Origin of the sequence: Marinobacter sp. UBA5687 (genome assembly GCF_002420325.1) — a bacterium.
In the GTDB taxonomy this organism is placed as follows: Bacteria; Pseudomonadota; Gammaproteobacteria; order Pseudomonadales; family Oleiphilaceae; genus Marinobacter; species Marinobacter nauticus.
Map to the genome: position 1 here is coordinate 1 of NZ_DIHV01000143.1, position 26,369 is coordinate 26,369.

The 26,369-nt window shown below is 57.7% G+C and carries 22 protein-coding genes and 1 tRNA gene; 4 read left to right on the top strand and 19 right to left on the bottom strand.

Annotated features, from left to right (window positions below):
* Positions 1-15 precede the first annotated feature (15 nt).
* Positions 16-462, bottom strand: a complete 447-nt coding sequence (locus B3Y70_RS15670; protein ID WP_226538126.1) for a hypothetical protein — start codon at positions 460-462, stop codon at positions 16-18.
* Positions 463-771: 309 nt separating this feature from the next.
* Here B3Y70_RS15670 and B3Y70_RS15675 point away from each other — a divergent pair, with 309 nt between their 5' ends.
* The 3 genes from B3Y70_RS15675 (at position 772) to B3Y70_RS15685 (ending at position 4,029) form a co-directional block, all read left to right on the top strand.
* Positions 772-1,236, top strand: a complete 465-nt coding sequence (locus B3Y70_RS15675; RefSeq protein ID WP_011786753.1) for a DUF3015 domain-containing protein — start codon at positions 772-774, stop codon at positions 1,234-1,236.
* A gap of 79 nt (positions 1,237-1,315) precedes the next feature.
* Positions 1,316-3,184, top strand: a complete 1,869-nt coding sequence (locus tag B3Y70_RS15680) for a DUF4105 domain-containing protein (protein WP_199452772.1) — start codon at positions 1,316-1,318, stop codon at positions 3,182-3,184.
* The gene (locus tag B3Y70_RS15685) at positions 3,154-4,029 is read left to right on the top strand and encodes an alpha/beta hydrolase (RefSeq protein WP_199452708.1); all 876 of its coding nucleotides are present in this window, start codon (positions 3,154-3,156) and stop codon (positions 4,027-4,029) included. The genes B3Y70_RS15680 and B3Y70_RS15685 overlap by 31 nt, the downstream gene beginning before the upstream one ends.
* A gap of 213 nt (positions 4,030-4,242) precedes the next feature.
* Here the strand turns inward: B3Y70_RS15685 and pnp are convergent, their stop codons facing one another.
* From pnp to ftsH, 13 genes are all read right to left on the bottom strand, one after another.
* Positions 4,243-6,357: a polyribonucleotide nucleotidyltransferase gene (gene pnp, locus B3Y70_RS15690; RefSeq protein ID WP_286894258.1), complete on the bottom strand. Its 2,115-nt coding sequence runs from the start codon at positions 6,355-6,357 to the stop codon at positions 4,243-4,245.
* 345 nt (positions 6,358-6,702) lie between these two features.
* The gene (gene rpsO, locus B3Y70_RS15695) at positions 6,703-6,972 is read right to left on the bottom strand and encodes a 30S ribosomal protein S15 (RefSeq protein WP_014422591.1); all 270 of its coding nucleotides are present in this window, start codon (positions 6,970-6,972) and stop codon (positions 6,703-6,705) included.
* Between the two features lie 80 nt (positions 6,973-7,052).
* Positions 7,053-7,976 carry a tRNA pseudouridine(55) synthase TruB gene (gene truB, locus B3Y70_RS15700; RefSeq protein WP_153740561.1) on the bottom strand — a complete coding sequence of 308 codons (924 nt, stop codon included), beginning with the start codon at positions 7,974-7,976 and terminating at the stop codon, positions 7,053-7,055.
* Positions 7,973-8,404, bottom strand: a complete 432-nt coding sequence (rbfA, locus tag B3Y70_RS15705; protein WP_011786759.1) for a 30S ribosome-binding factor RbfA — start codon at positions 8,402-8,404, stop codon at positions 7,973-7,975. Before rbfA ends, truB begins: the two co-directional genes overlap by 4 nt.
* Positions 8,404-10,950, bottom strand: a complete 2,547-nt coding sequence (gene infB / locus B3Y70_RS15710) for a translation initiation factor IF-2 (RefSeq protein ID WP_014422593.1) — start codon at positions 10,948-10,950, stop codon at positions 8,404-8,406. The genes rbfA and infB overlap by 1 nt, the downstream gene beginning before the upstream one ends.
* Positions 10,951-10,970: 20 nt before the next feature.
* Positions 10,971-12,464 carry a transcription termination factor NusA gene (gene nusA / locus B3Y70_RS15715; RefSeq protein WP_011786761.1) on the bottom strand — a complete coding sequence of 498 codons (1,494 nt, stop codon included), beginning with the start codon at positions 12,462-12,464 and terminating at the stop codon, positions 10,971-10,973.
* Positions 12,465-12,518: 54 nt separating this feature from the next.
* Positions 12,519-12,980 carry a ribosome maturation factor RimP gene (gene rimP / locus B3Y70_RS15720; RefSeq protein WP_273031441.1) on the bottom strand — a complete coding sequence of 154 codons (462 nt, stop codon included), beginning with the start codon at positions 12,978-12,980 and terminating at the stop codon, positions 12,519-12,521.
* Between the two features lie 313 nt (positions 12,981-13,293).
* Positions 13,294-13,378 (bottom strand) — tRNA-Leu (locus B3Y70_RS15725).
* An 8-nt stretch (positions 13,379-13,386) separates the two neighbouring features.
* Positions 13,387-13,770 (bottom strand): preprotein translocase subunit SecG, encoded by a 384-nt coding sequence (gene secG, locus B3Y70_RS15730; protein ID WP_273031439.1) that lies wholly within the window; start codon positions 13,768-13,770, stop codon positions 13,387-13,389.
* A gap of 24 nt (positions 13,771-13,794) precedes the next feature.
* The gene (gene tpiA / locus B3Y70_RS15735; protein WP_286715586.1) at positions 13,795-14,553 is read right to left on the bottom strand and encodes a triose-phosphate isomerase; all 759 of its coding nucleotides are present in this window, start codon (positions 14,551-14,553) and stop codon (positions 13,795-13,797) included.
* Positions 14,554-14,632: 79 nt separating this feature from the next.
* Positions 14,633-15,976, bottom strand: a complete 1,344-nt coding sequence (gene glmM, locus B3Y70_RS15740; RefSeq protein WP_011786765.1) for a phosphoglucosamine mutase — start codon at positions 15,974-15,976, stop codon at positions 14,633-14,635.
* Positions 15,976-16,806, bottom strand: coding sequence for a dihydropteroate synthase (folP, locus tag B3Y70_RS15745; protein WP_286715588.1), 831 nt, complete (start codon positions 16,804-16,806; stop codon positions 15,976-15,978). Before folP ends, glmM begins: the two co-directional genes overlap by 1 nt.
* Positions 16,807-16,903: 97 nt before the next feature.
* On the bottom strand, positions 16,904-18,847 hold the full coding sequence (gene ftsH, locus B3Y70_RS15750; protein ID WP_181800037.1) for an ATP-dependent zinc metalloprotease FtsH: 1,944 nt from the start codon (positions 18,845-18,847) through the stop codon (positions 16,904-16,906).
* 279 nt (positions 18,848-19,126) lie between these two features.
* Between ftsH and yhbY the strand changes: the two genes are divergently transcribed.
* Positions 19,127-19,435, top strand: a complete 309-nt coding sequence (gene yhbY, locus B3Y70_RS15755) for a ribosome assembly RNA-binding protein YhbY (protein WP_011786768.1) — start codon at positions 19,127-19,129, stop codon at positions 19,433-19,435.
* A 78-nt stretch (positions 19,436-19,513) separates the two neighbouring features.
* Here yhbY and greA read toward each other — a convergent pair whose 3' ends face one another.
* The 5 genes from greA to B3Y70_RS15780 form a co-directional block, all read right to left on the bottom strand.
* Positions 19,514-19,993 carry a transcription elongation factor GreA gene (gene greA, locus B3Y70_RS15760; RefSeq protein WP_022991279.1) on the bottom strand — a complete coding sequence of 160 codons (480 nt, stop codon included), beginning with the start codon at positions 19,991-19,993 and terminating at the stop codon, positions 19,514-19,516.
* Positions 19,994-19,997: 4 nt separating this feature from the next.
* Entirely contained in the window at positions 19,998-23,216 is a 3,219-nt protein-coding gene (gene carB, locus B3Y70_RS15765; RefSeq protein WP_286715590.1) for a carbamoyl-phosphate synthase large subunit, read from the bottom strand.
* An 82-nt stretch (positions 23,217-23,298) separates the two neighbouring features.
* On the bottom strand, positions 23,299-24,429 hold the full coding sequence (gene carA / locus B3Y70_RS15770; RefSeq protein ID WP_023011652.1) for a glutamine-hydrolyzing carbamoyl-phosphate synthase small subunit: 1,131 nt from the start codon (positions 24,427-24,429) through the stop codon (positions 23,299-23,301).
* 345 nt (positions 24,430-24,774) lie between these two features.
* A complete protein-coding gene (gene dapB, locus B3Y70_RS15775; RefSeq protein ID WP_023011654.1) occupies positions 24,775-25,578 on the bottom strand; it encodes a 4-hydroxy-tetrahydrodipicolinate reductase in 804 nt (267 codons plus the stop codon).
* 11 nt (positions 25,579-25,589) lie between these two features.
* Positions 25,590-26,369: molecular chaperone DnaJ (locus tag B3Y70_RS15780; protein ID WP_288590067.1), on the bottom strand; the 780-nt coding region annotated here is incomplete at its 5' end.

A 26,369-nucleotide genomic window follows, 5' to 3' on the forward strand; every position in this document is an offset into this window, starting at 1 on the left:
ACTCACAAAAGCAGCTTACTTGATGCTCTTGATGGTGCCCTTGTAGCCTTCAACGGTTACGTCGATGGTTCCGAAGAAACCATAGCCGTTTTGCTCAACGGTGTAACGCGGAGCCACGATCACGTCTGCACCAGATTCGGTCACAGCGTTGTAGGCAGCAGAAGACTTAACCTTCTCTACCAGGCTGGCGCCACCGATCGGCAGGGGCAGAGCACCGCCAGTGGAACCCACGCCGTAGGCAACGCCGTCAGCGTATTTCTTGCTATCACCCAGAGTCAGCAGACCAAACAGCTGGGTTACAGAAGCCTTACCAGTAATCTTCTCACCAACTTCGATGTCAGCTTTGACGTCGCTCTGAACGGCGCCAGTCAGCGGCAGCGAAGGAGCGCTGGTGTTGAGGGAAGAACAACCGGTCATTGCGCCGGCCAGAACGAGTGTTGATGCAATAAGCGCTTTTTTCAAAACAAACTCTCCATATGTTGTTGCATGGCCCTCATGGCCGCGCGCACTATACTGAAATACACTCTATATAACAATAGCGGCTAACAGATGATTTTTTGTTCGATTTAGAAATATGAACACATGTTCACATTTCCGTGTATCAGGCCGCTACCTTTTTTAACAGTGGCTTAACTTGCGATTTCAGGTTTTGATCTATACTCAAACAGACGGTCTTTTAACCAAACCAGATACTGGCCGTTGTCTTGCAGCCACGGAATTCGAACGCTGCAGGGTATGCGACAAAGCTATAACCACAGAAAGGAGTGGATAATGAAAAAACTGATCGCAGGTGCAATTCTTCTTGGTGCTTCCTCCATGGCGTTCGCACAGCCCGGCTGTGGCGTGGGTGCCATGATCTGGAAAGGGCAGTCCGGCATTGCTCCACATGTCCTGGCCGCTACCACCAACGGAACCTTCGGTAACCAGACCTTCGGCATGACCACCGGCACTCTGGGTTGCCAGACCAACCAGTCTGTTCAATCCATGGCCATGTACATGGACAGCAACATCGATAAGGTTGCCCGCGACATGTCCCGCGGTTCTGGCGAAAACCTGGATACTCTGGCAGTCCTGCTGGGTGTAGAAGAAACTGACCGTGATACCTTCCGCAAAGTACTGCAAGACAACTTTGCTTCCATTTTCCCCAACGCTGATACCACCTCAGGTGAAGCCGTAGACGCCATCGTGGCCCTGCTGGAGCAGAACGACGCTCTGAGCAAATACGTGGCCGCCTGATCACTGGCGACAATGGAACAGAATGGCGCCAGGGACGGCGAACAAACCCCAGAGCCACCAATCCGGAACTACCAACTCCATGGGCTTTACCCTTCGCACCGGGCAGGCCGTTTTATGGCTTGCATGCAGTACCGCCTGGGCACAGGCAGAAACCGTTACACTGCCTGACAACCTTCACCTTCATCCAACCTGGCTGACCCTCGGCCACTATCATCAGGACAGGTTCGGTTCCGATTACTCCAGCCAGGCCGATGACCCGGCCTTCTTTCTGAGTGACGACGGCAAGACATCGCCCAGAGCCGAACTGGAAGCCACCCTGGAGGCCATACAACAACCCGGAGGTGGTGATAGCCACGCCCGCTGTCGATTCCCGGCCCGGGATGCCTGGCTGAGAGAGCAACTGGAGTTGCCGGATACACCGGTAAACTGCCCCGCTTTCGAGGAATGGGCAGGCACACTGAATACCGAGAAAGTCACCCTGGTGTTTGCTGCGTCCTATCTGAACAGTCCCTCATCCATGTTCGGACACACCTTCTTGCGGCTCGATCCCCCCCAGGATGACGAAGAAACCGATCTGCTGCTGGCAAATACTGTTTCCTACGCAGCCGATGCCGCTGAACATGACAGCGAGTTGTTGTTTGCCTATCGGGGTATTTTCGGGGGCTATCCAGGCATTACCTCCATCAAGCCCTATTACGAAATGATCCGGCTGTACAACGACATCGAACACCGGGATCTCTGGGAGTACACCCTGAATCTCGACCAACAGGAGGTTGACACCCTGCTGGCCCATACCTGGGAAATTCAGGACAAGAACTTTGATTACTATTTCTTCGATGAGAACTGCGCCTATCGCCTGCTGGCCCTGATCGACGCCGCCCGCCCGGGCACGAACCTGCTCGACGAAGTAAGCACTCACGCCATCCCCTCTGACACCGTGCGCTGGGTGAGGGATGCCGGGCTGCTTGAAAGCATCCATTACCGCCCGTCTGCCGCCACCTCTGTAGCCCATAGCCTGGAAAGCCTGCCCTCAGACCACCAGACCATCGCCGCTGCCTTAGCCAATGGCTACGTGGCAGTGAACGACCCAGAAGTGCGTAAGCTTGGTAAAGACGACCGCGCCCAACTCCTGGATGCCACGTACGATTACGTACGCTACCAGAGCGAAGCCGAAGGCTGGCCCCGGGAACACGCGGCGCCGCTGTCTCATCAACTACTGGTCGCCCGCAGCCAGATTGAGGATGCGGCAGAACTTCCAGACGTGCCCGAACCGGAGATCCGCGACGATCAGGGGCATGACACCTTTCGCCTGAGCCTCGGTTCCGGCCAGCTCGCCCACAGCGAGTTCACCCAGTTGACCATCCGGCCGGCCTATCACGACGTACTGGATCCGCCCGCCGGTTACCGTACCGGTGCACAACTGCAGTTCCTGCGCCTGGACGCCAGGCTTTACCACAAAAACGACGAACTTCAGGTGGAACAGATCACCGGCGTCGAGATACGCTCCCTGAGCCCCCGGAACCAGTTCTTTGCCCCGATCTCCTGGCAAGTTGGCTTTGGCGGCCGCCGCACGGACACCGGCAATGATCGCGTACTGGCCCCCTATCTTGAAGGCGGAGCCGGCGGCAGCTGGAGCCTGGGCAAGAACACCCAAGCCTTCGCCATTGCCACGGCGGATGTGGAAATCGATGATGACATCAAACGGGGCTACGATTTCGCCCCGGGCGCAGACCTCGGCCTGCTGCACCAGAACAACCGCTTCAGCCTGCTGACTGGCGTAAAAACCAAAGCCTGGATCGTCAGCAGCCAACACCGGCAAGACCAGCTTTATGCCGAAGCCAACTGGCACATTGGCCGGGAATTCAGCCTATTCGCCAAATTCACCCGGGAAGACCACTACGACAGGTACCAAAGCACATGGCAAGCCGGCCTGCACGCTTACTTCTGAATACCAAAACGGCTCTCATCACCCTGCTGGCCATCACCACGCTGCTGCAAACCGGATGCAGCAGCGTGTTCTTCTATCCGGACAATGCCACTTACATCACCCCGGACCGACTCAACCTGGAATACGAAGACATCTACCTCAAGACCGCGGACGGCGAAACCCTCCACGGCTGGTGGCTCCCTGCCCTCACCGACGAGCCCGCCAAGGGCACCATCTACTTCCTGCACGGCAACGCCCAGAACGTCAGCGCCCACATCCTCAACGCCGCCTGGCTGCCGGAACAGGGCTACAACGTGTTCACCATCGATTATCGCGGTTACGGCCAATCCACCGGCGCCCCCGATATCGAAGGCGCACTGCACGACGTGGAAACCGGACTGCGCTGGCTGGCCCAACGCCGCGCCGATAGTGAACACCCGCTCTATATCCTCGGCCAAAGCCTCGGCGGCGCCCTCGGTATCGCCCTGGCCAGCGAATGGGTGCAGCGAGACGAACAACCAGAGCTAAACGGCATCATCCTCGACGGCACCTTCTCCGGCTTCCGCTACATCGCCCGGGAAAAGCTCGACCTGTTCTGGCTCACCTGGCCGTTCCAGTACCCCCTGAGCTGGACCATCCCGGATGACTACGAAGGCACCGACAGGATCGCCGGTGTATCACCGGTGCCGGTGATGATTATCCACAGCGTTCGGGATGGCATCATTCCGTTCGAGCATGGCGTGCGGTTGTATGAAGCGGCGGAGCAGCCCAAGGAGTTCTTGCAGACCGATACGCCCCATGCAGCGACGTTTGTGATTCCCGCATACAGGGAGGCAGTACTGGAATTCATGGAAAAAGGCCTTTAGAGGCAAGCACAAGGTCTAGCGCAGCGGTTGTGGGAAGCCTTTCCAAAAGTCTTGAGGGCCATGGACGGCCCGAAAGAAGCGCACATGGATGTGCTCGTAGCGTCTTTTGGAAAGGCTTCCCACAACCGCTGCAGGCACTAAAACTACAAGGCCCATAAACGACAAAACCCGCCAGGCTTGAAGCCGGGCGGGTTTTTCTAACCAAGAATCATCTTAGTCAGTGAAGTCAGTCGGCTGCTCGCCTTCTTTGACTTCCTTCATGGACAGCTTAACGCGACCACGGTTGTCCACATCCAGCACCTTGACCAGAACTTCCTGACCTTCGCTCAGCTCGTCAGTTACGTTCTCGATACGGCGCTCGGAGATCTGGGAAATGTGCACCAGACCATCCTTACCCGGCAGGATGTTAACAAAGGCACCGAAGTCCACAATGCGCTCAACGCGGCCCTTGTAGATAGCGCCCACTTCGATCTCGGCAGTGATTTCTTTCACGCGATTCACGGCAGCCTGGGCGGCCGCAGCGTTGTCGGCGTAGATCTTCACGTTGCCGTCGTCGTCCAGGTCGATGGACGCACCGGTCTCGTCGCAGATACCACGGATGGTGGCGCCACCTTTACCGATTACATCACGGATCTTGTCCGGATGGATCTTGATGGTGGTGATGCTCGGAGCACGGTCAGACAGTTCAGCGCGAGGCTCGGCGATAACCTTGTTCATCTCGTCCAGGATGTGCAGACGCGCAGCGTTGGCCTGCTCCAGGGCGATCTCCATGATTTCGTCGGTAATACCCTGGATTTTGATGTCCATCTGCAGGGCAGTGACGCCGTCTTTGGTACCGGCAACCTTGAAGTCCATGTCGCCCAGGTGGTCTTCGTCACCCAGAATGTCAGTCAGAACCGCGAACTTGTCGCCTTCCTTGACCAGACCCATGGCGATACCGGCGACCGGCGCCTTCAGAGGCACACCCGCGTCCATCAGCGCCAGGGAAGAACCACACACGGAAGCCATGGAGCTGGAACCGTTGGATTCAGTGATCTCGGACACCGCACGAATGGCATACGGGAACTCTTCGATGGTCGGCATAACCGCGGCTACACCACGCTTGGCCAGACGACCGTGACCAATTTCACGACGGCCCGGGCTACCCATACGGCCAGCTTCACCTACGGAGTACGGAGGGAAGTTGTAGTGGAACAGGAACGGGTCCTTGCGCTCACCTTCCAGGGCATCGATGATCTGCACGTCACGGGTGGTACCCAGCGTGGCGGTAACGATAGCCTGAGTCTCACCACGGGTGAACAGGGCGGAACCGTGAACGGACGGCAGTACGCCAACTTCCACCTTGATCGGGCGAACGGTCTTGTTGTCACGGCCATCGATACGCGGCTTGCCTTCGATAACCTGCAGACGAACGACAGACTTCTCGACCTTGCCGAAGTACTTCTTCACTTCCTCTTCGGAAGGCTGGCCTTCTTCTTCACCGGCCAGTTTTTCAACGGCAGCAGATTTGATCTCACCCAGACGCTCGTAACGGGCCATCTTGTCGCGAATCGCGTAGGCTTCTTCGATGGCACCACCGAACTCGGCCTTGATGGCGTTCAGCAGCTCAGTGTTTTCCGCCTCGGGCTGCCATTCCCAGCGCGGCTTGCCGTTCTCGGCAGCAAATTCCTTGATGGCAGTGATCGCAGTCTGCATTTCCTGGTGGCCGAACAGTACGGCGCCCAGCATCTGGTCCTCTGTCAGGCCTTTGGCCTCGGACTCAACCATCAGCACCGCTTCGTCGGTACCGGCCACAACCATGTCCAGCAGGGAAGTGCTGAGCTCTTCGAAGGTCGGGTTCAGGAAGTAGCCTTTCTCGTTGGTGTAACCCACACGGGCAGCACCAATCGGGCCGTCGAACGGGATACCGGAGATGGCCAGGGCTGCAGATGCAGCAATCATGGCAGCGATATCCGGATCGTGGTTCTTGCTGGCAGACATAACCGTCAGCACAACCTGAACTTCGTTCATGTAGCCGTTCGGGAACAGCGGGCGAATCGGACGGTCGATCAGGCGGGAGGTCAGGGTCTCTTTCTCGGACGGACGACCTTCACGCTTGAAGAAGCCACCCGGGATTTTACCGGCGGCGTAGGTTTTTTCCTGGTAGTTCACAGTCAGGGGGAAGAAGCCCTGGCCCGGCTTGGGCTCTTTGGCGCCAACAACGGTGCCCAGAACGGCAGTGTCGCCGGTGCTTACCAGTACCGCGCCGGTTGCCTGACGGGCAATACGACCGGTTTCCAGGGTGAAGGTTTCCCCACCCATTTCAAATGTCTTGATACGTGGTTGCAGTTCCACAATAAACTCCTGCATTTTCAGCGGTTTTGATTCTGGCCAATGACCCATTCATTCGCCATTTTCCAACAACTGCAGCAGTCTGATCAGTGAACCGAAAGGCAACCCGTCTGAAAGCTAACAGGCTGTTGCAAAACCCCGGCCAGAGTTCCCGGGCTTTTCAACAACCTGCTATCAATAGCGGCTTTCCATTGTGACAGGGAAAATCCTTCGGTTTCACAGACAAATCAACTGCAGCAAAAAACGCTTCCTGCTTGTTCGGAATGAGCAAGGCAGGGAGCGGGAGAGAAGCACGGCTGAACCCGGGAACCCCCGGGCCAGCCATCAGGTCGCTAAACCGGATTAGCGACGCAGACCCAGACGCTGGATCAGGTCCAGGTAACGGTCAGCGTTTTTACGCTTGAGGTAGTCCAGCAGCTTACGACGCTGGTTTACCATCCGGATCAGGCCGCGGCGGGAATGGTGATCCTGCTTGTTGGCCTTGAAGTGATCCTGCAGCTTGTTGATGTTGGCGCTCAGCAGAGCTACCTGAACCTCAGGGGAACCGGTATCGCCATCACCTTGCTGAAAATCTTTAACGATCTGAGCTTTCTCACTGGCAGACAGTGCCATATTTCACCTCATTGGTTGCGATGCATACCTATTCAGCCGAACCGCGCATCTCTACAGCCCGGCTAATCAGCAAAAGGCGTTTACCGTTTGCTGTTCTTGACCAGACGGCGAGGCACCAGTTGAGTGCCATCGCCTTCCGGCAATGCTTCTGCCAGCCCTACGAAGGAATGCTCGCCATACAGGCGGACGAAACCTTCAAAAGGCTGACCCGGTATTCTAACCGGTTGTCCGTTCAAGATCGATACCAGCGGCACGCCGGACAATCGGTACTCGGGAAACATGGTGAGGGCGGTTTCCGGCGGCAACAGCAGGCCATCCAGGCTTTCCCCGCGCTCGCGCATGGCTTCCAGGTCTTTGACATCGTGGGCATTTGCCAGGGTGTAGCCGGAGGCCAGGGTGCGACGCAGAGCACTGACATGAGCTCCACAGCCCAGAACCTCACCAATATCCTCAACCAGTGAGCGGATATACGTACCCTTGGTACAGGTAACCGCAAGATCCAGCTCCTGTTCCCGAACCGCCAACAATTTGAGCTCGTAAATGGTCACCGGCCTGGCCGGGCGCTCAATTTCGATACCCTCGCGGGCGTATTCGTACAGTGGTTTGCCCTGATGCTTCAGAGCCGAGTACATGGAGGGCACTTGCTGAATGTCGCCACGGAACCGGGCCAGTACGGCCTCCACTTCTTCCTCACTGAAGTGGGGAACCGACTTTTCCTCCACCACAGCCCCTTCGCTGTCTCCGGTTTCTGTCCGGATGCCCAGGCGTGCGGTGGTGATATACGCCTTGTCACTGTCCAGCATGGTCTGGGAGAACTTGGTGGCCTCACCAAAACACAGGGGCAGCACGCCAGTGGCGAGCGGATCAAGCGCACCGGTATGGCCGGCCTTCGCCGCACCATACAGGCGCTTGACCTGCTGCAGAATCCCGTTGGAGGTAACGCCCTGGGGCTTGTCGATTACCAGGATGCCGTTTACGTCACGGCCTTTGCGTCTTCGGCTCAAGCGTCACGCTCCGGGTTATCGGAAACCGGGTCATCATTATCGTCCCGGGGCACGGCAGGCTTGTCGCCAACCGCTTCGCGGATCAGGCGATCCATCTTGCGGCTCTGCCCCAACAGTTTGTCGAAGTGAAACCGCAGATGGGGCACCACACGCAATTTCATGGCGCGACCAACCTGCCCGCGCAGAAACCCGGAGGCCTTGTTCAACACCGTCAGGGAGTCCTGCACTTCGGGTGAATCTTCGGTGAGCTCCTCGGTGGACAGCAACGAAATATAGATATCGGCATAGCCGAGGTCACGGCTGACTTTCACATCATTAACCGTGACCATACCAACGCGAGGATCCTTCACCTCGCGCTGGATCAGCTGCGCCAGCTCTCGCTGCATCTGATCGCCGATGCGATCTACGCGACTGTATTCCCGTGCCATCAGGCCCCCGTGGACTCAAGCTGACGTTCAACACGGACGCGATCGAACACTTCGATCTGGTCACCCACTTTCACGTCGTAGCCTTTAACACCGATACCACATTCCATACCGTTGCGAACTTCCGCCACATCGTCCTTGAAGCGACGCAGGGATTCCAGCTCGCCTTCAAAGATCACCACGTTGTCACGCAGTACGCGGATCGGCTTATTACGGTATACGGTGCCCTCAGTCACCATACAGCCAGCCACCTGACCGAATTTCGGCGAACGGAATACGTCACGCACATCGGCAATGCCCACAATATCTTCGCGGAATTCCGGCTTGAGCATGCCTGTCAAAGCCGCTTTCACATCATCAATCAGGTTATAGATGATGCTGTAGTAGCGCAGATCCAGACCTTCCTGCTCAACCAGACGCTTGGATGCGGTATCCGCACGCACGTTGAAACCGAAAATAACGGCGTTGGTGGCCATGGCCAGGCTGACGTCGGTCTCGGCGATACCGCCAACACCAGACGAAACAATCTTCACCTGAACCTCGTCGTTGCCCAGGTCCTGCAGGGCCTTGGTAATGGCTTCCAGAGAACCACGCACGTCAGTCTTGAGCACCACGTTGAGGGTCTTGACCTCGTCCTTGCCCATATTCTCGAACATGTTCTCGAGCTTGGCAGCTTGCTGGCGCTGGAGACGTTGCTCACGCTCACGGGTCTGACGGAATTCAGCCAGCTCTTTGGCTTTTTTCTCGTCTGCCACAGCGAAGAATTCGTCACCGGCGTCTGGCGTGCCGTTCAGGCCCAGAATCTCGACCGGAATCGACGGGCCAGCTTCTTTCACCTGGCGCCCGGCTTCGTCTGTCATGGCGCGCACCTTACCGAAGAAGGAACCGGCCACCACCATGTCGCCCTGGCGAAGCGTACCGTTCTGAACCAGCACGGTAGCAACAGAACCACGGCCGCGTTCCAGGCTGGATTCAACCACAACACCTTTCGCCGCTGCATCCGGGGACGCTTCCAGCTCAAGGATTTCAGCCTGCAGCAAGACGGCTTCCAGCAGGTCATCGATGCCCATACCAGTGTGTGCAGAAACAGGCACGAACTGAACGTCGCCACCCCAGTCTTCCGGAATGACTTCCAGAGCTGAAAGCTCGTTCTTGATGCGGTCCGGATCGGCTTCTTCCTTGTCCATCTTGTTGATGGCAACCACGATCGGTACGCCGGCAGAACGGGCGTGCTCAACGGCTTCCTTGGTTTGAGGCATAACACCGTCGTCGGCTGCCACCACCAGGATAACGATGTCGGTACACTGGGCACCACGAGCACGCATGGCGGTAAATGCGGCGTGGCCCGGGGTATCCAGGAAGGACACCATGCCGTGTTCAGTTTCTACATGGTAAGCACCAATGTGCTGGGTAATACCACCGGACTCACCGGCAGCAACCTTGGCGCGGCGGATATGGTCCAGCAGCGAGGTCTTGCCATGGTCAACGTGACCCATAACACTGACAACCGGCGCGCGCTTGATCTTCTCTTTGCCTTCATCCGGGCCGGTGATTTCGCTCAGAACTTCCTCTTCGAAGGCATCCTCACTCACCGCCTTGGGCTTGTGACCCAGCTCTTCGGTAACCAGGATCGCCGTTTCCTGATCCAGCGCCTGATTGATGGTTGCCATCACCCCCATACCCATCAGGGTCTTGATAACATCAGCGGACTTGACGGCCATGCGCTGGGCGAGATCACCAACGGTGATGGTTTCCGGAATCTGTACTTCTCTGACCATGGGCTTTGTGGGCCTCTCGAAAGCATGACGCTTTTCTTTCGGTTTCTTTTTGGCCCGCAGCGGCTTGCGAAGAGTGGTTTCCTCTTCGTCTTCGCTCAGTACTACCGGTTCTTCTACCGGACGGCTGCGAGGACCGCGATGGCCAGCCTGCTTCTTCTTCGGCTTGCCTTCTTCAATATCATCGCCGCGCTCACGCACCTTCTCTTTTTTCTTCTTCGGCTTGCGATCCCGACCTTCATCCTCAGGCGGAGGCATGGGAATATCCTCCGGCGCGATGGCAGGCTCTGCGGATTCTGCAGCAGGTTCCGGAGCAGCTTTGGCTTCGGTTTCCGCTGCGGCCGGAGCTTCCGTTTCGGGGGCTTCGGCAGGTGCAGCTTCCGCTGCGACCTTCGGCGTTTCTTCCACCGGTGCCTGCTCTTCGGCCGGTGCCTGTACCGGCTCTTCCGCTACCGGCGCCTCAGCTTCCGGTTCGGGTTGCAGCTCTGCACGCTTGATATAGGTGCGGCGCTTGCGCACTTCTACGTTGACAGTCTTGGCCTTGCCGGCCTTAAGCGTCGTCGTGGTCTTGCGCTTGAGTGTAATCTTCCGCGGTTCAGCTTCCGCCTCGCCATGGTTTTTTCTCAGATAGGCCAGCAACTGCTGCTTCTCATCGCTGGTGACAGCGTCGTTTTCGCTGCGGGCTTTCAGGCCCGCTTCCACGATCTGCTTCAGCAAACGATCCACGGGAGCGCCTACATCTGCGGCCAGTTGTTTTACCGTTACTTCAGCCATACTGGTCCTCCTCTCCCGAATCAGGCCTGGTCTTCAAACCAGGGTGCGCGCGCAGTCATAATCAATTGACCAGCACGCTCTTCATCCATACCTTCAATTTCGAGCAGCTCATCAATCGACTGCTCCGCCAGATCTTCCATTGTGCGCACGCCCATGCCGGCAAGCTTGAATGCCAGCGCCCGGTCCATGCCGTCCATATTCAGAAGATCGTCTTCGGGCTCAGCGCCCTCCAGGGCTTCTTCACTGGCCAGCGCCTGGTTCAGCAATACGTCTTTGGCACGACGGCGCAATTCAGTGACGGTTTCCTCGTCAAAGCCCTCAATCGCCAGCATTTCTTCCATCGGTACGTAGGCCACCTCTTCAATGGAGGTAAAGCCTTCCTCGATAAGAACACCGGCAAATTCTTCATCAACATCCAGATGAGCGGTAAAGTGTTCAAGCAGGCGGTTGTATTCCTGCTCCTGGCGCTCACCGGCTTCTTCTTCCGTCATCACGTTCAGGGTCCAACCGGTCAGCTCGGTCGCCAGACGAACGTTCTGGCCGTTCCGGCCGATGGCCTGCGCCAGGTTATCTTCGGCAACGGCTACATCCATGGTGTGACGGTCTTCATCCATGACAATGGAGGCCACCTCAGCAGGCGCCATCGCGTTGATGACCAACTGAGCCGGGTTATCGTCGTAAAGCACGATATCCACACGCTCACCGCCCAGCTCATTAGACACTGCCTGTACGCGGGAGCCCCGCATACCCACACAAGCGCCAACCGGGTCAATACGGCGGTCGTTGGTCTTCACCGCTATCTTGGCCCGGGAGCCCGGATCGCGAGCGGCACCGCGAATCTCGATCAGCTCCTCGGCAATCTCGGGAACCTCGATGCGGAAAAGCTCGATCAGCATTTGCGAATCGGTACGGCTCAGAATCAGCTGTGGTCCGCGATGATCGGTGCGAATCTCCAGCAGCAGAGCACGAACGCGATCGCCCATCCGGAAGGTTTCACGGGGAATCAGGTGCTCACGGGGAAGCAGAGCTTCTGCGTTGCCACCCAGATCCACAATCACATTGTCCCGGGTCACCTTCTTGACGGTACCGGACACCAGCTCACCGATACGATCGCGGTAGCTGTCGACAATCTTCATGCGCTCGGCTTCGCGCACTTTCTGGAAGATGATCTGCTTGGCCGCCTGGGCACCAATGCGCCCGAACGCCACAGACTCCACCTTCTCTTCGTACATATCACCCGGCTTCAGATTGGTGTCGATCTCTTCCGCTTCCTGCAGGGTCAGCTCAGTGCCCAACGCAGGAACGGCATCATTGTCGACCACCAGCCAGCGTCGGAAGGTTTCGTATTCTCCGGTGCGGCGATCAATGGCAACCCGGATATCCGCCTCTTCGTCTTCATAACGTTTCTTGGCAGCGGTAGCGAGCGCGAGTTCAATCGCCTCGAAAATCACATCCTTCTCGACACCTTTCTCGTTCGAGACGGATTCCACTACCAGCAAGATCTCTTTACTCATGGGATTGCCCTGCCCTCAAAATAAACGATACATCTATAGATTTATTCGAATGTGTCACTCGAAAACCGGCACGATGTTGGCTTTTTCGATACTGTCGAAGGGCAACAGGTATTCGTGGTCATCTACTACAACTACCACGTCTTCGCCCTCCACCCCTTTGATCAGGCCCAGGAATTTGCGCCGGCCCTCAAACGCCATACGCAGCTTGATCTGCACTTTATGACCAATAAATGCCTCGTACTGCTCCAGCCGGAACAGCGGCCGGTCCATACCGGGCGAAGACACTTCCAGCGTATATTCTGTCTGGATGGGGTCTTCCACATCCATTACCCCGCTGACCTGACGACTGACTTTCTCGCAGTCGTCGATCGCGATGCCGTTCTCGGCATCATCAATAAACACCCGAAGCTTGGAATGGTGTCCATGGGAGCGGAATTCAATTCCCCAGAACTCATAACCCAGACCCTCGACCACCGGGCGCAGGATGTCTTCCAGTTGTTTCAGTTTGGCTGACAAGTGTCGCCGCCTCCGTTTCCGAATTTTCAGGGTACAAAAACAAAAAAAGGGCTGTTAATCAGCCCTTTTATGCACCAGGGCCCTTTGCGCCAGGCCCCTTAATCAAAAAGCCCCTGAAACATGGGGCCTTTTGTTGCAAGAATTCGCAAAGCGCCAACCCTTTCAAGCGCTCTGCCGACAGACACCTGGCCTGCCTGGAAGCCTCGATGCTCGCAGGCTCCAATATCCGCGGGAGTATAGTGACGCCACGCGGACTGGTCAAGGACTGACCAAAAAAAACGGCCTGGGTTTGCCAAGCCGTCTTCTTTTAATATGGTGCCCGGGGCCGGACTCGAACCGGCACAGCTTTCGCTACCACCCCCTCAAGATGGCGTGTCTACCAGTTTCACCACCCGGGCATCATTCTTTACTCGAGTTCGGGGAGCGCGTCCCCACCCTCGGATTCGCTGTTAGCTGCAGGCTCATCAGCAGAGGGAGCCTGCCCAGCTTGCGCACCTGCCTGAGACGATTCCTGAACAACCGGAATACCTGCCTCGCCAGCCACTTCGGCGCGCTGCTTGGCAAAAATTGCCAGCGAAAAACTTGTCACAAAAAAGATAACCGCCATAAAAGTGGTCATCCGCGTCAGGAAGCTTCCGCTGCCCTGACTACCAAACACGGTCTGGGACGCACCACCACCGAAAGCCGCTCCGGCGTCTGCACCCTTGCCCTGCTGGATCAGAACCAGGCCCACCAGCGACACGGCGATCACGACGTGAACAACAACTACCAGTGTTTCCAACCAATCCATACAGACTCTCGTAAACGTGTCGGCTTAGACACCTGCCGGGAAAGACCGGCAAATGCTGATAAATTCTTCGGCCTTCAACGATGCACCACCGATGAGACCGCCATCAATATCCGGCTCTGCAAACAAAGCGGCAGCATTATCCGCTTTTACACTGCCGCCGTAAAGTACCGAAATCTCTTTAGCCGGTGCATTCATACCATCCAGCACCTTGCGGATTTCCGAATGCATGGCCTGGGCATCGTCTGCCGTCGCGGTTTTTCCGGTTCCGATAGCCCAGACCGGCTCATACGCCACAACAACCCTGGACCACTGGTCGCCAGCTACAACTGCCAGCCCGTTGCGAACCTGCTCGGCAACCACCGCTTCGGCTTGACCGGCTTCCCGCTCCGCGAGCGTTTCACCTACACACAGCACCGCAACCAAGCCACTCAACAGAACCTGCTCAACCTTGGCGGCTGCCACAGAATCCGTCTCACCAAACAACTGCCGGCGCTCGGAATGCCCCACCAGCACATAACCACACCCCATATCGCGGGCCATTTCGGCGGAGATTTCTCCGGTGTATGCGCCAGATTGCCACTGGGACACGTTCTGTGCACCGGTAGTGATCCGCCCACCTCCCTGCTCAGCAACCTGGCCCAGATAGATCGCAGGAGGGATAATAACCACCTCCACATCTTTGCCAACATTACCGGACTGCTCGCAAACTGCGCCAACCAGCTGTTTCACCAGATCTTTCGACCCGTTCATTTTCCAGTTTCCGGCAACAATTCTGCGACGCATCTCTGTCCTCGACAGTCCCGAGCAAAAGGGAGGCGGAACTATACAGCAGTCACCCGCGGTACACAACCACCCTTCGAAATCAGGGTGTTGAGCGCTCCACCACCAGGGCAAGCTCTTCCACTACCCGGGTAATATCGTCCGCGCTCTGGCCCTCGGCCATCACTCTGATCAGCGGCTCGGTGCCGGATGCCCGCAGCAGAATGCGCCCGGCATCACCCAGCGAAGCCTCTGCCCGCGCCATGGCCTCAACAATATCCGCCCTACCCAACGGATCAAACCGTTCGGCAACGCGTACGTTGATCATTTTCTGCGGCAGCTTGCTCATACCTGCCCGCAGTTCTCCCATAGTCTTGCCGGACTTCCGCACTGCCAGCAGTACCTGCAACGCAGAGACAATACCGTCACCCGTGGTGGTGCAATCCCGGATCACCATATGCCCGGAACCCTCGCCTCCAATCAGCCAGTTATTGGCCAACAGGCGCTCCATCACATAACGATCGCCAACCTTGGCCCGCTCGAACTCGACGCCGATTTCGCGCAGAGCCAACTCAACACCCAGGTTGGTCATTAACGTACCAACCACACCACCGTTCAGCCGTCCTTCTGCCTGGCGCTGGGAAGCCAGGATATACAACAGTTCGTCGCCATCCACTTCGGAACCATCACGATCCACCATCAACACCCGGTCGCCGTCACCGTCGAAGGCAATACCAAGATCAGCCTTTTTCTCGGCAACCGCCTGTTTCAGCGCGCCCAGATGGGTAGAGCCAACATTCAGGTTGATGTTCAAGCCATCTGGCTCGGCGCCAATCACCGTCACTTTCGCCCCCAGCTCACGGAACACTTTGGGCGCCACGTGGTAGGTAGCACCGTGAGCACAGTCAAGCACCAGGTGCATGCCGTCGAGAGTAAACTCGTTTGGCACAGTACTTTTGCAGAACTCCACATAGCGACCGGGCGCATCGTCTACCCGGCTCGCCTTGCCCAGTTCTTCCGGCTCACACACTTCGATAGGCTGGTCCAGCCAGCGCTCAATCTCGGCTTCCAGGGCGTCGTCCAGTTTGGTACCGGCAGAAGAAAAGAATTTGATGCCGTTATCATGATGAGGGTTGTGGGAGGCACTGATGACAATTCCGGCAGATGCCCGGAAAGTTCGCGTGAGGTAGGCAATCGCCGGTGTCGGCATCGGCCCCAGCAACTTCACATCAACACCCGCCGCGGCCAGACCAGCCTCCAGCGCCGATTCGAACATATAGCCAGACAAACGGGTATCCTTGCCGATCAGTACGCTGTTGCGCTGGCCCGCACGCTTGAATGCCTGCCCCGCAGCCCACCCCAGATGCAGCATGAACTCCGGCGTAATCGGACTGTCTCCGACCCGGCCACGAATGCCATCGGTACCAAAGTATTTGCGCTGGGTCATCAGATTGCCTCCTTCACTGCCGTTACGATCCTGACGGCGTCCACAGTTTCCCTAACGTCGTGCACCCTGAGGATGCTCGCCCCTTTCATGGCCGATATTGTCGCGGCAGCGAGGCTGGCCGGCAACCTTTCATTCACATCGCGACCCGTGACCGCACCCAGCATGGATTTTCGCGAGACCCCGACAAGCAATGGATGCCCGAGAATATGCAACTGCTCAAGGCTGGCGAGCAGCTGATAGTTATGCTCCACGCTCTTGCCGAAGCCAAAGCCGGGATCAAGAATAATGTTATCGGCACGAACACCGGCCTGCTCAGCCACCCGCATACGCTCCGTCAGAAAAGAGCTGACTTCCCGACGCACATTCCGGTATCGGGGATCGTCCTGCATGCTATCCGGCTCACCCTGAATATGCATGATGCACACCGGAATGCCGGCCTTTGCGGCCACTTCGGGCGCGCCTTCGCGCTGCAGGGCGCGGACATCGTTGATCAGGCCGGCACCCAGCCGAGCGGTTTCAGCCATCACCACAGGATTGCTGGTATCCACCGAAATCACGGTATCCAACTCTTTGGCAATGGCTTCGACCACCGGGCATACGCGGTCCAGCTCTTCCTGGGTCGAGACTTCGTTTGCGCCGGGGCGAGTCGACTCACCTCCAACATCAATAAAAGAAGCGCCGTCATTGACCATCTGCCTGGCCCGCACAAGCGCCGATTCCCTGGAATTAAAGCGTCCGCCATCGGAAAACGAATCGGGGGTGACATTCAGAATACCCATCACGTGGCACCGAGACAGATCCAGTTCGCGACCGGCAAAGTTCATTTTCATAACGCGACTTCCACAGGCAGAGTTTTCGGAGAGACAAAAACAAACGCCGCCCGGGAGCCCGGGCGGCGCATTCAGTTACTCAGGCTTTGACGGCGAGTCAGTGCTCGCCGGCCGGACGCCCTACACCGGGTTGCCGGCCGTCGTCGGAGCTTCTAGGCTCCGGCGCCTGCTCAGGCTCTTCAGCCTTGACGCCTCCGGCAGGACCACTGTCACCCCAGTTCTTGGGCGGCCGAGGTTCCTTGCCAGCCATGATGTCGTCAATCTGGTAACGATCGATGGTTTCATACTTCATAAGTGCTTCGGCCATCATGTCCAGCTTGTCCCGGTTATCAATCAGGATCTGCTTGGCCTTTTCGTAGCACTCATCAATGATGTTGCGAACTTCCTCGTCAATCCGCTGGGCGGTCTCCGGCGAGTACACCGTATGTGCCTGCCCCGCGGAACGGCCGAGGAAGGGTTCCTCGCTATCGGTGTCGTACTGCAAAGGGCCAAGCTTCTCGGACAGCCCCCAGCGGGTCACCATGTTCCGGGCCAGGCTCGTGGCCCGCTCGATGTCGTTGGACGCACCAGTGGTGACACCATCGAAGCCCAGGGTCAGCTCTTCCGCGATACGGCCACCAAACAGGCTACAGATCGAGCTGATCAGATAGCGTTTGGAATGGCTGTACTTGTCCTCTTCCGGGAGGAACATGGTCACACCCAGGGCGCGGCCACGAGGAATAATACTCACTTTGTAGACCGGATCATGCTCAGGCATCAGGCGGCCAACAATGGCATGGCCGGACTCATGGTAAGCCGTGTTCCGCTTTTCCTTCTCACTCATCACCATGGACTTGCGCTCGGCGCCCATCATGATCTTGTCCTTGGCCAGCTCCAGCTCTTCCATGGAGACCAGGCGCTGGTTACGACGGGCCGCAAACAGAGCCGCTTCGTTAACCAGGTTGGCAAGATCGGCACCGGAGAAGCCTGGCGTACCCCGCGCGATGACGGCAGGATCAATGCCATCAGCCAGCGGCACTTTTTTCATATGCACTTTCAAAATCTGCTCACGGCCAATGATGTCCGGCAGGCTCACCACCACCTGGCGATCGAACCGGCCAGGGCGCAACAACGCCGGGTCCAGCACGTCCGGACGGTTGGTGGCGGCAATGACGATAACGCCTTCATTGCCTTCGAAGCCGTCCATTTCCACCAGCAACTGGTTGAGGGTCTGCTCACGCTCGTCGTGACCACCGCCCATACCAGCACCACGGTGACGGCCAACCGCATCGATCTCATCAATGAAGATAATGCACGGGCTTTGTTTTTTCGCCTGCTCGAACATGTCGCGAACACGGGAGGCACCCACGCCCACAAACATTTCCACAAAGTCGGAGCCGGAGATAGAGAAGAACGGCACCTTGGCCTCGCCCGCGATGGCCTTGGCAAGCAGGGTTTTACCGGTACCGGGAGGGCCCACCATCAATACGCCCTTCGGGATGCGACCACCAAGGCGCTGGAACTTGCTCGGATCCCGGAGGAAATCCACCAGCTCTTTCACGTCTTCCTTGGCTTCGTCGACACCCGCGACATCGGAAAACGTGGTTTTGATCTGGTCTTCACTCATCAGGCGCGCCTTGCTCTTGCCGAACGACATGGGGCCTTTGCCGCCACCGCCGCCCTGCATCTGGCGCATGAAGAACACGAACAATGCAATGATGATCAGAATCGGGAACGCGGCTACCAGCAGCTGCGTCCACAGGCTCTGGCGCTCGGGCTCCTTGCCGATCACTTCGACGTTGTTGGCGAGCAGGTCATCCATCAGCTTGTTGTCAGACACCTGCGGCCGGATGCTCTGGAACTGGGAGCCGTCGTTGCGGACACCCTGCACCTGCAGACCGTCAATGGTCACCTGCCGTACCTGGCCCTGCTGGACCATCTCGACAAACTGGGAATAGTTAACTTGTTGGCCGGTGGTGGTGGGAGAGAAATTCTGAAACACCATCAGCAGCACGGCGGCTATGATTAGCCAGAGAACCAGATTTTTTGCCATATCGTTCAAGGATCATCACCTGTGAATTGCAGGATCAGCGCCTGAAGGCCGCCAACCCTTTTCCGACACCTTACACCAATTGTACGCCGGTAAACCAGAAACGGCCCATCCGGAACCGATCGCGATACTACCTATATGGGACGCCATGACCGGAATTACAACACCCTCTGTAAGTGAATACGGCCATTTGTCATGAGTCGCTATCTGTTACAATCGCTGAATTATACGTGGTTGCCAGCGGAATCACCGCTGACCTTTTGTTAATTGCACCTATTAAGAGATTACATCATGAGTCTGTCACCGGAACAGCGCCGGGAATACCGGGCTATTGCCCACAACCTGAAGCCCGTCATCATCGTTGGCGACAAAGGCCTGTCTGAAGGGCTGCAGGACGAACTGGACCGTGCCCTGAACGACCATGAGCTGATCAAGATCAAAGTCGCCAGCCAGGATCGCGAAGTCCGCCAGGAAGCCATTCAGGCTCTGTGCGAAAGCTCCGGCGCCGAACTGGTCCAGACGATCGGTAAAATCGCCGTCATTCTGCGTCGTGCGAAGAAACCGAACCCCAAGCTGTCGAATCTGCTGCGCAACAAATAAGCGTAAGCTGAGACGCGAAAAAGCCGGCCTGGTTCCCCAGAGCCGGCTTTTTCTTTACGCCCGATCAGCACAACCGAGTCAGATATATTCCACTTCGGAAATCTCGTACTCCACGGTACCGGAGGGGATACGGATAGCCACCACATCCCCTTCGTTCTTACCAATCAGCGCGCGGGCGATCGGCGAGGACACCGACAGCTTGCCTGCCTTGATGTCGGCCTCATCTTCACCCACGATCTGGTAAGTAACCTCTTCGTCGGTTTCCATGTTGACCAGATGCACAGTGGTGCCGAAGATCACCTTGCCGGTATTCTCCATGGTGGTCACATCAATCACCTGCGCCACGGACAGCTTGCCTTCGATTTCCTGAATGCGACCTTCGATAAAGCTCTGCTGCTCCCGGGCCGCATGATACTCAGCATTTTCCTTCAGATCGCCGTGCTCACGGGCATCGGCAATGGCCGCGATCACCCGCGGCCGATCTTCGGACTTCAGCTTTTTCAGCTCCTCACGCAGACGGTCTTCGCCCGTCTTGGTCATCGGTACTCTGTCAGCCATAGCCTTACTTTCCTGCGTGTAGTTCCTGGAGGCGACGAACGGTGCGCTCCGGGCCAAACTTGATGGCCCGGCAGAAGGCTTCGCCACCTGCCAGTGTGGTTGTGTAGGTTACTTTGGTCTGCAAGGCAGACTGGCGAATCTGCGCCGAATCAGAAATCGCCTTGCGACCTTCCGTAGTATTGATAATCAGCTGAACCTGACCATTCTTGATGGCATCGACAATGTGCGGGCGACCCTCGCGAACCTTGTTCACCCGCTCAACGGCGATACCTTCGGCTTCCAGCGCCTTGGCGGTGCCAGTGGTGGCAATAATCCTGAAGCCAGCATCCACCAGGTCGCGGGCAACACTGGCCGCACCCGGCTTGTCCACATCGCGCACCGACATGAAGGCCACGCCCTGGGCCGGCAACCGTTCACCCACGGCCAGAGCGGCCTTGGCAAAGGCTTCATCAAAGCTGTCGCCCAACCCCATCACCTCACCGGTGGATTTCATTTCCGGCCCGAGGATCGGGTCCACGGCCGGGAATTTGTTGAACGGGAACACGGACTCTTTAACGGCGTAGTAGGCCGGCACGATTTCCTGAGTAAAGTTCAGTTCTTTCAGGCTCTTGCCGGACATCACCCGGGCCGCAACCGCGGCCAGAGACACCCCGATAGCCTTGGACACAAACGGCACGGTCCGTGAGGCACGCGGGTTCACTTCGATCACGTAGATCTCACCATCCTGATAGGCCAGCTGCACGTTCATCAGGCCGATAACATCCAGCTCGATGGCCATTTTTTTCACGGCCTCGCGCATCTCGTCCTGCACCTGCTTGCTCAGGCTGTAGGGCGGCAGGGAGCAGGCGGAATCACCAGAGTGAACACCAGCCTGCTCAATGTGCTGCATGATACCGCCGATCACAACATCAGTGCCGTCACTGATCGCATCAATATCGACCTCGATGGCAGCATTCAGGAAGTGATCAAGCAGAACCGGGCTGTCATTGGAGACCAGCACCGCGTTACGCATGTAGCGCACCAGTTCGGTTTCGTCATAGACGATCTCCATGGCCCGGCCACCCAGCACGTACGACGGGCGCACCACCAGCGGGTAGCCAATCTCGCGGGCAGCCACGATGCCTTCCTCGTGGCTGCGCACAGTGGCGTTTTCCGGCTGCTTCAGACCCAGGCGCTGGATCATCTGCTGGAAGCGCTCGCGGTCTTCGGCGCGGTCAATGGCGTCCGGACTGGTGCCGATAATGGGCACACCGGCGGCTTCCAGGCCACGGGCCAGTTTCAGCGGAGTCTGACCGCCATACTGGACGATTACGCCCTTGGGCTTCTCGACGTTGATGATTTCCAGCACGTCTTCCAGGGTGATCGGCTCAAAATACAACCGGTCGGAGGTGTCGTAATCAGTCGACACGGTCTCCGGGTTGCAGTTGATCATGATGGTCTCGTAGCCATCCTCGCGCATGGCCAGGGCCGCGTGCACACAGCAGTAGTCGAATTCGATGCCCTGACCAATGCGGTTGGGGCCACCGCCGATGACCACAATCTTCTCGCGATCGCTCGGCTCTGCCTCGCACTCTTCCTCATAGGTGGAGTACATGTAGGCGGTATCGGAGGCAAATTCCGCCGCACAGGTATCCACGCGCTTGTACACCGGGCGGATGCCAAGATCATGGCGTAGCTTGCGCAGGCTGACTTCGGAAATGCCCAGCAGCTTGGCCAGGCGGGCATCGGAGAAGCCCTTGCGCTTGAGGCGGAACAGGGTGGCCTTGTCGATATCGGCCTTACCGGCCGACTTGAGGGCCTGTTCTTCGCGCACGATGTCCTCGATCTGCACCAGGTACCAGGGGTCTACCTTGGTATGGCGGAACACTTCGTCCACGGTCATGCCGGCGCGGAAGGCATCGCCAATGTACCAGATTCGCTCGGCACCAGGCACGTTCAACTCCCGGGTCAGGGTTTCGCGGCTGTTTTCGGAGTCCAGATCTTCCAGCTTTTCATCGAAGCCTTCGGAACCCACTTCCAGGCCACGCAATGCCTTTTGCACCGACTCCTGGAAGGTCCGACCAATGGCCATAACCTCACCCACAGACTTCATCTGGGTGGTCAGGCGGGCGTCGGCCTGGGGGAATTTTTCGAAGGTAAACCGGGGAATCTTGGTAACCACGTAATCAATGGACGGCTCGAACGAGGCCGGGGTGACGCCGCCGGTGATTTCGTTCTGCAGTTCATCAAGGGTGTAACCCACGGCCAGCTTGGCCGCCACCTTGGCGATCGGGAAGCCAGTGGCCTTGGACGCCAGCGCTGAGGAACGGGACACCCGGGGGTTCATCTCGATAACGACCATGCGGCCGGTGTCCGGATTGATGCCGAACTGGACGTTGGAGCCGCCGGTTTCCACACCGATTTCCCGCAGGACCGCCAGGGAGGCGTTCCGCATGATCTGGTATTCCTTGTCGGTGAGGGTCTGGGCCGGGGCCACCGTAATGGAATCACCGGTGTGCACGCCCATGGCGTCGAAGTTCTCGATGGCACAGACGATGATGCAGTTGTCGTTCTTGTCGCGAACAACTTCCATCTCGTACTCTTTCCAGCCGATCAGGGATTCGTCGATCAGCAGTTCGTTGGTCGGCGACAGGTCCAGGCCACGAGTACAGATTTCCTCGAACTCGTCCTTGTTGTAGGCGATACCACCGCCGGAACCACCCATGGTGAACGATGGACGGATGATGCACGGGAAACCGATGTCTTCGGAGATCTTCCAGGCTTCGTCCATGGAATGGGCGATGGCCGCGCGCGGGCACTCCAGACCGATTTTCTTCATGGCCTTGTCGAAGCGGTCGCGGTCTTCGGCCTTGTCGATGGTGTCAGCGTTAGCGCCGATCATTTCAACGCTATGCTTCTCCAACACGCCGTGCTTTTCCAGGTCCAGCGCACAGTTCAGTGCAGTCTGACCACCCATGGTGGGCAGCAGGGCGTCCGGCTTTTCCTTTTCGATGATCTTTTCGACCGTCTTCCAGGTGATCGGCTCGATGTAGGTGGCATCGGCCATGGCCGGGTCGGTCATGATGGTGGCCGGGTTGGAGTTCACCAGGATCACCCGGTAGCCCTCTTCGCGCAGCGCCTTACAGGCCTGGGCTCCGGAGTAGTCGAATTCGCACGCCTGCCCGATCACGATGGGGCCGGCGCCCAGGATCAGGATGCTTTTAATGTCGGTACGTTTTGGCATGTCTTGGTAAACCTGTCAGCAACTTTTGAATTCTTGCAGCGCGGTATTCAGCGCCGGTGAGCTATCGTTGATGGCCTTGCCCTCAGGCAGATCGCGCTTCCATCAGCTGGATAAACTCGTCAAACAGCGGAGCCACATCATGGGGCCCCGGGCTGGCTTCCGGGTGACCCTGGAAGCTGTAGGCCGGCTTATCGGTGCGGCGAATGCCCTGCAGAGTGCCGTCAAACAGCGATTTGTGAGTCGCTTCCACGTTGGCGGGCAGGGTTGTTTCATCCACAGCAAAGCCGTGGTTCTGACTGGTAATCATCACAGTGCCTTTGGCAATGTCCTGCACCGGATGGTTGGCACCGTGGTGGCCGTGGCCCATTTTCATGGTTTTTGCACCACTGGCCAGGGCCAGTAGCTGGTGGCCCAGGCAGATGCCGAATACCGGAATCTCGGTTTCCAGCACTTCCTGAATGGCCTTGATAGCATAGTCGCAGGGCTCGGGGTCGCCCGGGCCGTTGGACAGGAAGATGCCATCGGGGTTCATCGCCAGTACATCAGAGGCCGGGGTTTGCGCAGGCACGACGGTGATCTCGCAACCGCGGGCCGCGAGCATCCGCAGAATGTTGTATTTTACGCCGTAATCCCAGGCCACCACCTTGAACCTGTCTTCGGAGCGGTCACTGTAGCCGTTTACCAGATCCCACTCGGCCTGGTTCCACTGGTAGGCTTCGCTGCAGGTGACTTCTTTGGCCAGGTCCATGCCTTTGAGGCCGGGAAAGGCGTTAGCCAGTTCCAGTGCGCGTTCGGCAGTGGCGTTTTCACCAGCGACGATGGCCCCATGCTGGGAGCCCTTGTCCCGGAGGATGCGGGTCAGTCGGCGGGTGTCGATGTCCGCAATGCCAACAATGTTGTTGCTTCGCAGGTAGTCATCAAGGCTACCCTTGTTTCGCCAGCTGCTGGCGAGCAGGGGCAGATCCCGGATGATCAGGCCAGCGGCCTGGATGCGGTCGGATTCTACGTCTTCTTCGTTTACACCGGTGTTGCCAATGTGCGGATACGTCAGGGTAACGATCTGGCGGGAGTAGGACGGATCGGTCAGGATTTCCTGGTAGCCGGTCATGGCAGTGTTGAAAACTACCTCGCCGCTGGTTTCTCCGTCTGCGCCGATGGCGGTGCCGTAGAAGAGGCTTCCGTCTGCGAGTGCAAGGATTGCTGGTGTGCTCAAGGCTTGTATCCTCATCGAGTGGCGTAAGTTCGTCACGAACAGGAACGCAAGCGCATAATCTCAGGTTGCAAAAAAGCGAGACAAGGTAAAAACCCGGTCCCGCTTTTATAAACTTTTCAAAGGTACGCTTGGTGCAGTCAAATCGCCTTATTGTAAGCGATTTTGGCGTTTTTTGTCCACGCCGAATTGCTCTCGGCCTGACGCAAACTCCGGCCACGGAAGCAGGGCACCTTCCCGAAAACCGCTACAAGCACTTCCATGTGCGCTTCTCTCCGGCCATCCATGGCCTTCGAAATTTTCGGGAAGGTGCCCTGCTCCCGCAGCCTCTGAGTATGTAGCTCAACCTCAACTTTTCAGGTTCAGAACATCCTGCATGTCGTAAAGACCTGCCGCCTTACCCTTCAGCCACAACGCCGCACGCATGGCGCCTTTAGCAAACGTCATCCGGCTGCTCGCCTTGTGGGTAATCTCAATGCGCTCGCCCTCGGTGGCGAACAGAACGGTGTGGTCACCCACCACATCGCCGGCGCGGATGGTCTCGAAGCCGATTTCCTTGCGGGTGCGTTCGCCGGTGAAGCCTTCGCGGCCATAGACCGCACATTCTTTCAGGTCGCGACCGAGAGCATCAGCCACCACTTCACCCATACGCAGGGCTGTGCCCGAGGGGGCGTCTTTTTTGTGGCGGTGGTGGGCTTCGATGATTTCCACGTCGTAGTCATCACCCAAGGTTGCGGCGGCGGTGCGCAGCAGGTTGAGGACGACATTGACGCCCACGCTCATGTTGGGCGCAAAAACGACCGGAGTGTTTTCGGCGGCCAGGGCCAGTTGCTCTTTTTCGGCGTCGGTCATGCCGGTGGTACCGATCACGAGCATTTTGCCGTTAGCGCTGCAAAACTTCGCGTTTTCCAGGGTCAGGTCCGGGAAGGTGAAGTCCACCAGTACGTCGAAGTCGTCTTTGACGTCGTCCAGGCTGGCGGCCATTTTTACGCCGGTTTTGCCGATGCCGGTCATTTCACCGGCGTCGGCGCCAATCAGACTGCTGCCCGGCTCGACGATGGCAGCGCCGAGCTCAAGGCCTTCGGTACCGTCGACAGCTTCGATCAGCACTTTACCCATGCGCCCGGCGGCGCCGATGATCGCTACCCTCATCTGCTCTACCCTCAGAATTTCATTTCGTCGAAGAAGTTTTTCACACCCTCAAACCATGAGGTTTTCTTGGGGGCATGATGAGTTCCGTTGTTACCATCCAGGGTTTGCTGGAATTCTTCCAGCAGTTCTTTCTGGCGTTTGGTGAGGTTCACCGGCGTTTCCACAATCACCCGGCACAACAAATCACCGGCCGGGCCACCGCGGACCGGGCTGACGCCTTTGTTGCGCAGACGGAACAGTTTGCCGGTCTGGGTCTCAGGCGGAATCTTGAGCTTTACCCGACCATCCAGCGTTGGTACTTCCAGCTCGCCACCGAGGGTGGCGTCGACGATGCTGATGGGCACTTCGCAGTAAAGATTGCGACCGTCACGGGTGAAAATGGAATGCTCACGAACGGCGACCTGTACATAAAGGTCTCCAGGAGGCCCTCCGTCTACACCCATCTCACCTTCGCCGGACAGGCGAATACGGTCGCCAGTATCAACACCTGGCGGCACCTTGACCGAGAGGGTTTTCTCCTGGCGCACCCGACCCTGGCCATGGCAGCTCTTACACGGGTTCTTGATGATCTGGCCGGAGCCACGACAGGTAGGACAGGCTTGCTGTACGGTGAAGAAGCCTTGCTGCATCCGGACCTGGCCCATGCCCTGGCAGGTGCCACAGCTTTCCGGGCGAGAGCCTTTTTCAGCGCCACTGCCGTCACAGGCTTCACATTCTTTATGGCCAGGGATGTTGATCTTGACGGTTTTGCCCTTAACGGCCTCTTCCAGATCCAGCTCCAGGGTGTAGCG